The sequence below is a fragment of the Amycolatopsis sp. NPDC051758 genome, from assembly GCF_044453095.1.
Taxonomy (GTDB): Bacteria; Actinomycetota; Actinomycetes; order Mycobacteriales; family Pseudonocardiaceae; genus Amycolatopsis.
The window spans coordinates 1,712,335-1,725,115 of sequence record NZ_JBITCJ010000001.1 but is presented as its reverse complement, the minus strand read 5'-3'; the positions used below and the strand labels follow the sequence as shown (position 1 = coordinate 1,725,115).

General features: G+C 71.6%; 11 protein-coding genes. 4 read left to right on the top strand and 7 right to left on the bottom strand.

Annotation, left to right across the window (positions count from 1 at the left end; translation table 11 throughout):
* Positions 1-8: 8 nt before the first annotated feature.
* Positions 9-671: a DUF1707 domain-containing protein gene (locus ACIA5G_RS08940; RefSeq protein WP_395921711.1), complete on the bottom strand. Its 663-nt coding sequence runs from the start codon at positions 669-671 to the stop codon at positions 9-11.
* Between the two features lie 171 nt (positions 672-842).
* On the opposite strand from ACIA5G_RS08940, the gene ACIA5G_RS08935 reads away from it, so the two are divergent.
* On the top strand, positions 843-1,802 hold the full coding sequence (locus ACIA5G_RS08935; RefSeq protein WP_395921710.1) for a hypothetical protein: 960 nt from the start codon (positions 843-845) through the stop codon (positions 1,800-1,802).
* A 3-nt stretch (positions 1,803-1,805) separates the two neighbouring features.
* On the opposite strand, the gene ACIA5G_RS08930 is transcribed toward ACIA5G_RS08935, so the two are convergent.
* Genes ACIA5G_RS08930 through ACIA5G_RS08920 form a run of 3 tightly spaced genes read right to left on the bottom strand, consistent with a single transcriptional unit; the run spans position 1,806 to position 4,833 of the window.
* Positions 1,806-2,462 (bottom strand): response regulator, encoded by a 657-nt coding sequence (locus tag ACIA5G_RS08930; protein WP_395921709.1) that lies wholly within the window; start codon positions 2,460-2,462, stop codon positions 1,806-1,808.
* Positions 2,459-3,595, bottom strand: coding sequence for a MacS family sensor histidine kinase (gene macS, locus ACIA5G_RS08925; protein WP_395921707.1), 1,137 nt, complete (start codon positions 3,593-3,595; stop codon positions 2,459-2,461). Before macS ends, ACIA5G_RS08930 begins: the two co-directional genes overlap by 4 nt.
* Positions 3,592-4,833, bottom strand: a complete 1,242-nt coding sequence (locus ACIA5G_RS08920; RefSeq protein ID WP_395921705.1) for an AI-2E family transporter — start codon at positions 4,831-4,833, stop codon at positions 3,592-3,594. Before ACIA5G_RS08920 ends, macS begins: the two co-directional genes overlap by 4 nt.
* A gap of 235 nt (positions 4,834-5,068) precedes the next feature.
* Between ACIA5G_RS08920 and ACIA5G_RS08915 the strand changes: the two genes are divergently transcribed.
* On the top strand, positions 5,069-5,971 hold the full coding sequence (locus ACIA5G_RS08915; RefSeq protein WP_395921704.1) for a hypothetical protein: 903 nt from the start codon (positions 5,069-5,071) through the stop codon (positions 5,969-5,971).
* A 208-nt stretch (positions 5,972-6,179) separates the two neighbouring features.
* Positions 6,180-9,350: a beta strand repeat-containing protein gene (locus tag ACIA5G_RS08910; RefSeq protein ID WP_395921702.1), complete on the top strand. Its 3,171-nt coding sequence runs from the start codon at positions 6,180-6,182 to the stop codon at positions 9,348-9,350.
* Between the two features lie 76 nt (positions 9,351-9,426).
* On the opposite strand, the gene ACIA5G_RS08905 is transcribed toward ACIA5G_RS08910, so the two are convergent.
* Both ACIA5G_RS08905 and ACIA5G_RS08900 read right to left on the bottom strand, forming a co-directional pair.
* A complete protein-coding gene (locus ACIA5G_RS08905) occupies positions 9,427-10,191 on the bottom strand; it encodes a DODA-type extradiol aromatic ring-opening family dioxygenase (protein WP_395921701.1) in 765 nt (254 codons plus the stop codon).
* Between the two features lie 65 nt (positions 10,192-10,256).
* Positions 10,257-10,637: a MarR family winged helix-turn-helix transcriptional regulator gene (locus ACIA5G_RS08900; RefSeq protein ID WP_395921700.1), complete on the bottom strand. Its 381-nt coding sequence runs from the start codon at positions 10,635-10,637 to the stop codon at positions 10,257-10,259.
* Between the two features lie 66 nt (positions 10,638-10,703).
* On the opposite strand from ACIA5G_RS08900, the gene ACIA5G_RS08895 reads away from it, so the two are divergent.
* Positions 10,704-11,156 carry a MarR family winged helix-turn-helix transcriptional regulator gene (locus tag ACIA5G_RS08895; RefSeq protein WP_395921698.1) on the top strand — a complete coding sequence of 151 codons (453 nt, stop codon included), beginning with the start codon at positions 10,704-10,706 and terminating at the stop codon, positions 11,154-11,156.
* Here the strand turns inward: ACIA5G_RS08895 and dnaB are convergent.
* Positions 11,153-12,559, bottom strand: a complete 1,407-nt coding sequence (dnaB, locus tag ACIA5G_RS08890; RefSeq protein WP_284743528.1) for a replicative DNA helicase — start codon at positions 12,557-12,559, stop codon at positions 11,153-11,155. The genes ACIA5G_RS08895 and dnaB overlap by 4 nt on opposite strands.
* Between the last annotated feature and the right edge of the window lie 222 nt (positions 12,560-12,781).

Below are 12,781 nucleotides of genomic sequence, written 5' to 3'. Positions count from 1 at the left end.
GGCCCCGGCTAGCCGAACAACCCCCGCCGGGGGTGCCGGACGACCAGCGAACCGCCGTGCACCCGGCCGCTCAGCACGAAGCGCGGGTTCCCCATGTGCCCGTTGCTGCGTGTCTTGTCCTCCAGCGAGCCGAACTTGACGTCGCTGATCGCGTTGACGTCGACCGCCGCGTGCTCCGGGATGATGATTTCGACCGAGCCCCACTTGGCGTCCAGCTCGATGTGCACCACCGGCGACTGCACCTGCGCCTCGGTGAAGTCGAGCTTCGTGGCGCCGTACTTGTTGCGCACCACCAGTTCGGGCGGGACCACCCACGGCCCGCTGCGGACCAGCGACGAGTACTTCGCGTTGAGCTCGAACCGCCGTCCGGACGAGTAACCGCCGTAACCCGCCGGCGGCGCGTACGACGGGGCAGCCGCCATGGCCGCGGCCGGGTGGTAGAGGCCGGCGAGGTCGGCCAGCACGGCGTTCAGCTCACCGCGGGTCCTCGACGCGAGCGCGCGGTCGGTCCGCTCGGTGAACTCGTCGAGGTCGATCATGCCGCGGCCGATCGCCTTCTGCAGCACCCCGACGACGTGCTCGCGCTCGTCGTCGGACACCCGGAGATCGCGCTCGCTCAACGGCTTGGTCTCGGTCACCGGTTCCGCCGCCACGTTCTCTTCCTCGCCCATGCTCACGATGGTAGAACCGGAATTCACCAGGGAGATCGGGGGAAAACCCTGAACGGACCCGTATTCCGCGGCGCCGCCGGTTGCGCGGCTCTGGTCCTGCTGTCCGGGTGCACCGGCGAAGCTCCGCCACCACCCGCGCCGCCGACGTCCACCGAGGCGCCGCCCACCGTCGTGCAGACCCCGCGGGAGGGGCTCGCCGGGGTCCAGACGACCGGCGGGATCGGCGTGACGGCGCTGCTTCCCACCACCGGCCCGACCCTCTTCGACGCCGACCGCGGATCCGCGGCGACACCGCCGGGTTATCCCGGCGGCGACCTCGGCATGAGCGTCCTCCGGGTCGGGACGCACGCCGTCCTGACGGTTTATCCGCCGTACACGCACAGCACCGAGCCGTTCGAGATCCTCGTTTACACCGGACCGTCGAGCCCGCCGCGGTCCCTCGGCGACGCCTGGTCGGTCGGGCCCGGGGTGGACGCCGCCAGCGTGTGGCTGATCCGGCAGGACGCCCCGGACAGCTGCCGCCTCCAGCACGTCTCGCTCGACGGCGGCGAGTTCGGCCCCGGCCAGTCCGCCAGCTGCCGCACCGAGGTGCACGCCGAGACCGCGCACGGCCTGCTCATCACCATCAACGCCGGCGCCGCCCAGTCGACGGACGCGCTGATCGACCCGGAAACCGGCCGCACGATCCAGCAGGCCCCGCGCATCATCGGCGTCGCCGGTGACCGGATGCTGCTCGACGGCCTGCTCGACCTCACCCTCGTCGACCTGCGGGACAACAGCCGCCGTCAGCTCAGCCGGCCGACGCTCGGCATCCCGTCCACCGTGGTCCCCTCGCGCGACGGCGAGATCTGGGCCATCGACTTCGCCAACCCGTCCTACCGGGGCACCAGCACGCAGACCCGCGACATCTGGCTGCTCCGCCTGAACGGGCCGGACTGGGAACACGCCGCCGGGATGCCGTTCATCACCGAGCACCTCAAACGCGGCGGCGGCCTCGACTGGAACGACGTCGGCGACCTCGTCCTCGCCGACGGCGTCCTGGCCGCCTGGCACCCGGGCGAGCCGCAGTGGCGGCTGGGGAAGGCGGCCCTGCCGGCCGGCGACTGGTCGGGGTTCGCGGTGCTGCCCTGAGTCCTATTCCTCGTCGAGGCCGTGTTCGATCGCGTACCGGGCCAGCTCGACGCGGTTGTGCAGCTGCAGCTTCCGCAGCGTCGACTGCACGTGGTTCTCCACGGTCCGGTGCGACAGCACGAGCCGCTCGGCGATCTGGCGGGCGGTCAGCCCCTTCGCGACCAGGCGCAGGACGTCGGTTTCGCGCTCGGTCAGCCGCGGCGGCTCGGCGCCTTCGGCCGGCGCGTCGGCCATCCGCCGGTACTCGCCGAGCACCAGCCCGGCCAGGCCCGCGGTGAACACCGGGTCGCCGGCGGCGGTCCGGTGCACCGCGTCCACCAGCTCCGCCGCGGACGCCGACTTGACCAGGTAGCCGGACGCGCCGGCCTTCACCGCCTCCAGGACGTCCTTGTGCTCGCCGCTCGCGGACAGCACCAGCACCCTCGTCGACGGCAGCGCCGCGGTGATCTCGCGGGTGGCGTCGACACCGGAGGTGGTGCCGAGGTTGAGGTCCATCAGCACGACGTCCGGCCGCACGGTCCGCGCGATGCGCAGCGCCGCGGCGGCGTCCGGCGCGGTCGCGCGCACGTCGAAGCCGTGCTCGGTCAGGTCACGGGCGACCCCGTCGCGCCAGATCGGGTGGTCGTCGACCACCATGACCGAAATCCGCGGCTCGCTCATTTCGCACCCCTCGTGCTCGGCACCCTGACCTCCCACTCCGTGCCCCGGCCGGGCGCGGTGTCGAGGGCCGCGCTCCCGCCCAGGTCGCGAACCCTCCCCCGGATGGATTCCACCACGCCGAGGTGCCCCTCCGAAGCCGCTCGCTCGAGGACGCCGTCGGGAATGCCGGGGCCGTCGTCGCGGATGCTCACCACGACCTCGTCACCGAGGTCTTCCAGCAGCACCCACGCCTGCGCTTCGGGGCCGGCGTGCTTGTCGACGTTCGCCAGCGCTTCGCGGGTCACGGCGAGCAGTTCGTCGGTGACGTGCGCAGGCAGCTCGACGTCGTCCGCCGGGGTCGAGACCTGCACCGACGGTGTCGCGAGCAGCTGCAACGCGGCACGCAGGCTCGTCGTGCCGCTGTCGTTCGGCGTCAGCGGTTCGGTCGTCACCAGCGCGCGCAGCGCGATCTCCTGTTCGCCGGCCAGGCGCGCCAGCTCGGCCGCTTCACCGCCGACCTCGTTGCCGCGCTTACGGACCCGGGCGAGCACCTGCAGCACGCTGTCGTGGATCGACCTGGCCAGCCGCTCCCGCTCGGCCGTCGCGGCTTCCTTCCGCAACGCCTGCTCCAGCCGCGCCGCGGACCGGCGGCCCATCGTCGCGGCCATGCCGACCAGCAGCCCGGCGGCGGCGAGCAGGACGCCGTCCCGCGCGACGTCGAGGTCGAACCGCTCCCGCGCCAGCCCGGTCGCCACCCCGACCACCAGCCCGGCCAGCACCCCGCCGACCGCGCCGAACCGCGCGCCCGCGGCGACCGGTGGCACGGCCGCCCACACCGTGGTGATGAGCGGGACGGTCAGCGCGAACTGCGCGTCGCTGAGCACCCACGGCGAAGTCAGCAGCAGCGCGGTGCTGACCACGACGTCGACGACGACCAGCCACGGCGGCCGCGTCCGCTCGCGGAGGTAGAGGAAGCCGGTGAGGATCGACCACGCGGCCATCACACCGAGGACCGTCCACGCCAGCCACTCCCGCGCGTAGTGCCCACTTTGGACGATCACGGTGCCGAGGGCGAACGCCCAGGTGAGGACGCGGAACGCGATCACGCCGCGCCACATCGGCGTGATCGGGTCGCGTGACCGCCGGACGGTCACGGCTTGTCGGTGCGCTTCGGCGGCTCGGCCGTCGACGACTCGGCTTCCCCTTCGGCGACCGTCGCGATTTCCGCTTCCGGCCCGCCGGGCTCGGCGTCGTTCGGCTGCGCCGCCTGGTCCTTGAGGACGTCGACCTCGGCCGGGTCCGGGTTGGTCTCGTGCAGCAGCGACCGGACGCCGGCGTTCAGCACCGCCAGCAGCGGCACGGCCAGCAGCGCGCCGGCGATCCCGCCCGCGACCAGGCCGACGGTGATGGCCAGGACCACGGCCAGGGGGTGCAGCTTCACGGCCCGCCCGAGCAGCAGCGGCTGCAGGATGTGGCTCTCCAGCTGCATCACGCCGATCACGATGCCGAGCACGATGACCGCGCCGATGGGGCCGTTCGTCACCAGCGCGATCAGCACCGCGACACCGCCGGTGATGACCGCGCCGATGATGGGGATGAACGCGCCGATGAAGACCAGCGTCGCCAGCGGGATCACCAGCGGCACGCCCATGATCCACAGGCCGACGCCGATGCCGACGGCGTCGACCACGGCGACCGCGGCCGTCGCCCGGACGTAGCTGACCAGCGAGGCGAACCCGCGGCGCCCGGCGACGTCGACGCGGTTGCGGACCCGGCGGGGCACGGCGCGGACGAGGAACGTCCAGATGCCGTCGCCGCCGCTGAGGAAGAAGATCGTGATGAACAGCGTCAGCAGGAAGCCGGTGAGGATCTCGCCGACGGTGCTCGCCGTGGTCAGCGCGGTCGTGGTGATCGACGCCTGGTTGTTCTGGATGAACCCGATCGCCTGGTTGATGAAGTCCTGGATCTGTTCCTGGCGCAGGTGCGGCGGGCCGTTGAGCAGCCAGTTCTTGATCTGGTCGAGGCTCGCGTTCACCTGCTGCTGCAGCTGGGGCAGGCCGGAGGAGAACTGCGTGACGACGAAGGTCAGCAGCCCGCCCAGCACGGCCAGCCCGGCGATGAGGACGATCGCGGTCGCCAGCCCCCGCGGGAACCGCACCGCCACCAGCTTCTGCACGGCCGGCGCGAGGAGCGCCGAAACCAGCAGGGCGATGGACAGCGGGATGACGACGACCGAGAGGTAGCCGACCACCCACACCACCGCGTACAGGGCGGCGGCCACCACGATGAACCGCCACGCCAGCGCCGCGCTGATCCGCAGGCCCCGGGGGATCAGCCCGGTGACGTCTTCGTGCTCCGGCAGGAACTTGTCTTCGCGTCGCGCGTGGCTCACCGGCTCACCGTAGCGGCTGGACCGCCCGATTCGGCCGCTTTCCCCCGGCCACGTCCGGCACCGATCGCGGCCAGCGGTGATCACTTTTCGTGAGACCGGGCTACACAATGTGTTCTTCACACGATGGGGGCATCAAGTCGTGTCGAGGGTGCGCCGCGTGGCGTGAGTTTGGTTAGGTCGCTTCCGCAACGGCAAGTCGCCGATCGATCACAGACTGACCACGAGGAGACAACGAGTGTCGGACACCGCGGCGAACGAGGGGCAGGGCGCGACGCGCTCCCGCCGTCTCGTGACGCGTGCGCTGTTCGTGCTCGGTGGCGCGCTGGCCGGCACCGCCGCCGCGTGGCTCGTCTCCTCCGCCACCGCCTCGGCCGACACCGTCGAGGTGGGCACCTCGTCCGTCGCGCCGGTCACCGAGGCGACCACCGGCGACCTCGGCGACGTGAACAACGGCGTCTCGGACTTCTCGGGCCAGGCCGCCACGGCGTGGAGCGAGCCGGACAGCTCCCGCGTCCTCGAGCACGAGGTCTCCGAGCGCGTCAGCGACTCGGTTTCGGACTTCGCCGACGACGCCGTCGTGAGCCCGGCGCACCGCACCCTCGGCGCGGTCGAGCACATCGTCCGCAAGCCGGAGGACACCCGCCAGGTCCTCGAGCAGACCTTCACCCCCGAGCCGGCCCACGACGTGTGGCAGCTGCTCGACCCGGCCGGCCACGGCGACCTGGTTCCGTCGCTCCCGGGGCTCGCCCCGGTCGAGCAGGCGCCGGTGAGCACCGGGGTCGGCCAGGCCACGGACACGGTCGCCGTCTCGACCGTCCAGCTCCCCGCCGCGTTGCGAGCCGCGCTCGTGATGCCGACGGGTGTCCAGCACGACGACTCCGGTGCCGCGGGCGAGTCCCGCGACGGGCACCGCGATCTGCCGTCGCCGCTGGTTCCGGTGCAGCTTCCGGTTGCGCCGTCCGTTCCCACCGCCCCGGGTGGCAGCTCTGCCCCCGGTGGCCACCTCGACGGCCTCAACTTCGGTGTCCCGTTCTGGACGACCGAAGCCGTCGACTCCGCCGTCGCGGCCATGAGCCGCGCCGGCCTGCGCACCGCGATGCGCACCCCGGGCGAGCAGCCCGGTGTCACTCCTGACTGAACACCTCCCTTCACGGGTCGCTGACGCGCCCAAGTCCGTCTGCATCTGACGGCTCTGCGTCCGCGCGATACCCGTGACACGGCGGTGCGCTTTGTTGCGCCCGCAAGAAGTTCCTTCCCCCCTCGGTGCGTCTCGGACCCCGTTTCGACTTCGACGAGCGCACCCCCACAAGCCCGCAAGGGAACCCGAAATAAAGGAGAAAAACCCCATGCAGACGTGGGCAAAGCGCGGACTCCAGACCGCACTTGTCACCGGTGGGTTGCTGATGCTGGGTACCGGCATCGCTTCGGCCGACGAGAACGTCAACCCGGACGCCCCGGCGTCCCCGCTCGACCTGAACGTCACGGCTCCCATCCAGGAAGCCAACAACGCGGTCGGCACCCCCTTCGGCCAGCTGGACCTGCCCGCCGGGCAGACGGAGCTGAGCACCAAGCCGGTCACCAACGCCGCGAACGAGGCTGCCAAGCAGCTCGACGAGGCGAGCCCGATCAGCCAGAGCACCCTCGGCGGTGCCACCAAGGCCGACGGCGCGGGCGCCTTCACCCCGGGGCACAACAACCTCAAGGGCAACAAGGTCACCGGCGACGTCGTCGTCCCGATCCAGATCGTGGACAACGCGGTCGGCGTGATCGGCGACGCGAACGTCGAGGGCGGCGACCACACGCAGACCTGGGAGCACAACCAGGACATCGCGACGACGGGTGAAGACTCCAGCCTCGCGGGCAACGCGGTCGCCCTCGACTGGGCGCTCCCCGTGCAGATCGCCGGCAACGGCGGCGGCGTCGCCGGCGGCACCGGCCGCGTGACCGGTGGGTCGGCCAGCCAGAGCACCACCGAGACCGGGAACGTCGACACCAACGGTGACGGCTCGGCCCTCTCCGGCAACGTGGTCGCGGGCCAGCTCGCCACCCCGGTGCAGGTGACCGGCAACGCCGCTTCGTACCTGCTCGGCAACGGCCAGAGCCACGGCTACTCCGCCGACACCGTCGCGACCTCGGGCGGCTCGCTGCTCAGCTCGGGCGACCAGGCCAGCGGCTCCGGCAACGTGGTCGGCGCGCCGATCGCCCTGCCGGTCAAGTTCAACTGCAACTCGGGCGCCGTGTGGGGCTCGCTGTCGAACTCCGACGGCTGCAACACCTCCGCCGACGCCACCGCCGGGGACACCCGCGACGGCAGCCTGGGCATCCCGACCTACCTCGAGACGAGCGGCAACGACTCGTTCCTGTCCGGCAACGGCGGGGCGGCCTCGCTGTCCCCGATCGCGAACGTCGCGGGTGTCGCGGGCTCGTGGATCGGCAACGCCTCGGCGGGCATCCCCGAGACCGGCAGCTCCTCCAGCACGGTCGACTCGGGTGGCTTCGTCAAGACCGCCGGTGACAACGCGAGCGGCTCGGGCAACGTCCTGAACCCGTCGGTCGCGCTGCCGGTCGAGGCCTTCGGCATCGGTGGCACCTACATCGGCCAGGCCAACGCCGCGCACGACAACACCACCGACGCCAACGCGGGCAACGGCAGCTACACCAAGGGCAACGGCTCCGTCCTCGGCGGCAACATCGTCAACACCCAGACCGCGGGCGCGCCCGAGGTCTTCGGTATCGGCGGCAGCCACATCGGCAACGCGTCCGGCACGGCGACCGAGGACAAGACGGTCACCGCCGGGGCGTACGACGGCACGCAGGGCAACGACTCGTCCGGCTCGGGCAACGTCGTCCAGGTGCCGGTCGGTCTCCCCGCCGAGGTCTTCGGCGTGGGCGGCTCCTTCATCGGCCAGGGCTCCGGCTCGGCCGACGAGACCAAGGTCGTCTCGGGCGGCGGCGGTGGCAGCACGCACGACGACAACGGCTTCCTGAGCTCGAACCTGGGCACCGTGCCGGCTTCGCTGCCGGTGCAGGTCGCCAACATCGGCGGCGCGTTCGTCGGCCAGGGCCACGGCAAGGGCTCGACCGACACGACGTCCAACGCGGGCGGCGACGTCACGGCGAACGGCCCCGCGGGCGCCGGCGCCGGCAACATCATCGAGGCCCCGGTCTCGCTCCCGGTGCTGGCCGCCGGCAGCGGTGCCGCCCTCGCGGGCATCGGCACCGGTGAGAACGACAACATCACCGACTCCTCGGCGGGCGGCGACGCCCTCACCGACGGGCAGGACGGCGCGCTCGCCGGGAACATCGTGAAGGCCCCGGTCGCCGGTGTCGCTCAGGTGTTCAGCGACGGTGTCGCGGGTGCCGCCCTGGGCCACGGCCTGGGCACCAACGACACCACGTCGGAGGCCGGTGGCGACGCCACCACCAACGGCGACGGTGGCGCGGTGGCCGGCAACATCGTCGGCGCGGACGCGCTGCCGGTGGTGCAGGTCTTCGGTGACGCGGTCAGCGCCGCGGGTGTCGCGACCGGCACCGGCGTGAGCATGACCCAGGTCAAGAACGCGGGCGACGACACCACCTCCGGTGTCGAAGGCGCGATCTCCGGCAACATCCTCGACCTGCCGGTGACCGCGATCGCGCAGCTGTTCGGCGACGCGGTGACCGTGGGCGGCGTTGCGCACGCCGTCGGCGACAACACGCTGACCACGGAGAACGGTGGCGAGCCGGTCACCGAGGGTGACGGGTCGAGCCTGTCGGGGTACAACTTCTACCACGACATCGTGGCGCCGGTGCAGATCTTCGGGGTTCCCCTGGAGCTGCTCGGGGTTGCGACCGCCGACGCGACCGACATGACCAGCATCAACGGTGAGGCCGCGGACGCGGACGCCATCGCGAACCCGGTCGAGGGCTCGGAGCTGGGTGCCGGCGAGCTGCCGTCGCTGACCGGGCTGGCCAGTGGCCTGCCGACCGCGGGGCTGCCCACCCAGGGCCTGCCCGCGCTGCCGACGGCGATCCCGGCCCAGCGTGCCGACGTGCCGGTGAGCACCCCGATGTCCGGGCTGCTGCCGCACCTGCCGACCGCCGGCCTGCCCACCGCGGGCGGCCTGCCCGGCCTCAGCGCCCTCTCGGCGCTGGGTGGCGGCACCCGGCGTGCGGACCTGCCGACCGGTGGCCTGCCCACCGCCGGTGGTCTGCCCGGCCTGAGCAGCCTCTCCATGCTGGGCGGTGCCCTGCCGGGCCACACCGAGCGTGCGGACCTGCCGACCGCCGGTCTGCCCGTCGCGCTGCCGGTGCTGCCGGCCCTGGGTGGCGGCGTCCCGACGCTGCCGGTCGCCCTTCCGGTGACCCCGGCGCTGCCGGCCGCCCCGACCGCGCTGCCCGCCGCCCCGGCCCTGCCGGTGAACGCGAAGCTGCCGGTGCTGGACAGCGCGGCCCCGGCCGCGCAGGTCCCGGCCATGTCGGGCCTCGACTCGACCGGCTTCCTCGCGAAGCTGCTGGGTCTGGTCAAGCGCAAGTAGTAACCGAATAGCTCTCCCTCCCTGGAGACGACGAGCCCCAGGAGCCAGCGCCGGCTCCTGGGGCTCGTTCGCGTCTTCAGGAAAACTGGAGGGAGCGCTTCGCCAGGCCGTGCCAGAACCCGTCGATCACGGTGCGGCCTGCCCCCGAGCTCGCGCCGAGGGAGACGAACAGCGGCGCGAAGTGCTCGATCCGCGGGTGCGCGAGGGTCGCGGCCGGGGCCTTGTGCCGGAAGTCGAGCAGCGTGTCGACGTCACCGCTGCGCAGCACTTCGTCGCCCCAGTGGTCGAACTCGGCCGACCAGGCCGGCGGTGTCCCGTCGGTGGCGCGGGCCATGCCGCTCAGGTTGTGCGTGAAGAAGCCGCTGCCGATGATCAGCACACCTTCGTCGCGCAACGGCGCGAGCTTGCGGCCGAGGGTGAACAGCTCCTGCGGGTCGAGCGACGGCATCGAAACCTGCAGCACCGGGATGTCGGCGTCCGGGTACATCTCGACCAGCGGCACGTAGGCGCCGTGGTCGAGGCCGCGTTCCGGCGCGTCGTGCACCGGGGTCTCAGTGGAGCGAAGCAGCTTCTTCACCTTCGCGGCCAGTTCCGGCGCGCCGGGCGACTCGTACTTCACCTGGTAGTAGCGCTCGGGGAAACCCCAGAAGTCGTAGACGAGCGGCTCGGTCGTGGTGGCCCCGATGGTCAGGGGCGCCTCCTCCCAGTGCGCCGACACGATCAGGATCGCGCGGGGCTTCGGCAGGTCGGCGGACCAGCCGGCGAGCTGGCGGGTCCAGGTGGTGTCGTCGGCGAGCGGCGGGGCGCCGTGGCTGAGGTAGAGGACCGGGGTGCGGGTCATCAACGGCTCCAGTGTTTGAAAGTTCAACTACTTGAGTAGGACGCCGTTGTGGCCCGGGATATTCCTCAGGCGGCTTCGAGGTTCGCCGCGCAGCGCTGCAAGGTCTGGATGGTCGTGTGGTAGTCGTCGTCGCTGACGCCGTTGGTCACCGTGGTGCGGAACACTTCGACGCGCTTTTCGACACGCGCGTGTGCCGCGCGGCCGGCGTCGCTCAAGGCGCCGTCTTCGGTGACCCAGCCGCGGGCGCGGAGATCGGCGAGCTGGGCGGTGATCGAACCGAACGGCGCCAGTGCCGCGCTGAGGTCCTCCGGCGTGCGGGCGCCGTGGGCGATCGTGTTGAGTACCTGCCAGTGTCGGCGAGTCAGCGATTCCGCCTCGAAGGCCTGGGCCATGGAGGATTCGAGAAGCTCGTGGACGTGGCGAAGCCACCAGCCGAGGGGTTTCATGGATACTCCGGTATGTGGATGAACAACTACATGTAAAAGTACATGCAGTTGGGAGGTGGGGCAACCATGACGGACGCGGTGACCGAGGTCGAGCGCGGGATGATCGCGATCCGCCGCAGCCAGCAGCGGCGCGCGCTGAGCCGGATCGGCAAGGCCCGCGGCCAGGGCGCGCACGACCCGGTGCACGAGCTGCTCGACGTGGTCGAAGAGCTCGCCGAGCGTGGTGAGCCCAGCACGGTGACGGCCTTGAGCACGGCGATGGGCGTCGACCAGCCGCGCGCCAGCCGGCTCGTGGCGCGCGCTGTCGAGCAGGGCCTGCTCCGCCGCGAAGCCGATCAGCGTGACGGACGGCGTGCGGTGCTCGTGCCGACCGACGCCGGCCAGGCACACCTCGACGAGCTGCACGCCTTCCGGCGCTCGGTGTTCGCCGAGGTCATGGCGGACTGGCCGGACGAGGACCGGGCGAACTTCGGCCGGCTCCTCACGGCGTTCGTCCGCGGGTACAGCGCCCTCGGTTAGTCGTGTGAGAGGTCGACGAAGCGGCTGTAGTGCAGCTGGTGCGCGACGGTGATCGTCGCGGTCGGGCCGGCACGGTGCTTCGCGATGATCAGGTCCGCTTCGCCGGCGCGCGGGTCGTCCCGCTCCCACGCGTCGGGGCGGTTGACCAGGATGACGAGGTCGGCGTCCTGCTCCAGCGAGCCGGACTCACGCAGGTCGGACAGCATCGGGCGCTTGTCCGTCCGCTGCTCGGGACCACGGTTCAGCTGGCTGATCGCGATCACCGGGACCTCGATCTCCTTCGCCAGCAGCTTCATCTGCCGCGAGAACTCCGAGACTTCCTGCTGCCGCGACTCGACCCGCTTGCCGGACGTCATCAGCTGGAGGTAGTCGAGGACGACGAGCTTGAGGTCGTTCCGCTGCTTCAGCCGCCGCGCCTTCGCCCGGATCTCCATCATCGTCATGTTCGGCGAGTCGTCGACGAACAGCGGCGCCTCGGACACCTCGCTCATCCGGCGGGCCAGGCGGGTCCAGTCGTCGTCGGACATCTTGCCGCCGCGCATGTCGGAGAGGCGGATCTTCGCCTCGGCCGAGAGCATGCGCATGACGATCTCGGTCCGGCTCATTTCCAGCGAGAAGATGACGCTGGTCAGCCCGTGCTTGATGGACGCCGACCGGACGAAGTCCAGGCCCAGCGTCGACTTGCCGACACCGGGCCGGGCCGCGACGATGATCATCTGGCCGGGGTGCAGACCGTTGGTCAGCTCGTCGAAGTCGGTGAACCCGGTCGGGATGCCCTGGGACTGGCCGCCGCGCGAGGCGATCGCGTCGATCTCGTCCATCGTCGGCTGCAGCAGCTCTTCCAGCGCGACGTAGTCCTCGCTGGTCCGCCGCTCGGTGACGTCGTAGATCGCGGCCTGGGCGCGGTCGACCACCTCGTCGATGTTCGCGCCGTCGGCCGCGGCCGCGCCGTAGCCGTACTGCACGATCCGGGTGCCCGCTTCGACCAGCCGGCGCAGCACGGCCTTCTCCGCGACGATCTCCGCGTAGTACCCCGCGTTCGCCGCCGTCGGCACCGTCGCGATCAGCGTGTGCAGGTAGGGCGCGCCGCCGACGCGGCCCAGCTCGCCGCGGCGTTCGAGCTCCGCCGAGATGGTGATCGGGTCGGCCGGCTCACCGCGGCCGTAGAGGTCGAGGACGCAGTCGTAGATCGCCTGGTGCGCGGGCTTGTAGAAGTCGTCGGGGCCGAGCGCCTCGATGACGTCGGCAACCGCGTCCTTGGACAGCAGCATGCCGCCGAGCACGGACTGTTCGGCCGCGATGTCCTGCGGCGGCTGGCGGTCGAACCCGCCACCGGGGCCCGGGTCGCTCGGACCCGGGTCGTTCTCCGCATACATCGGACTGCGGTCGTCGGTCAGCGCCACCGCCCCGGACACCTCCTCATCGTGTCGAACACCCGTTCGAGTATGCCGGATCTTCGCTCTCGAAGCACGCGGCTCGATCCGCGCCACCCGTCTGCCGGGCCTCGTCCCCGATGATCGGCGAGAACGCCGTCCGACTCTCGGAGGCACGCCGGGCGCCACCGTGAGTACAGGCCCGAGCGGGCACGCTAGATCCCCCGGAAGGCCGAAGGCAATTCAGCATGG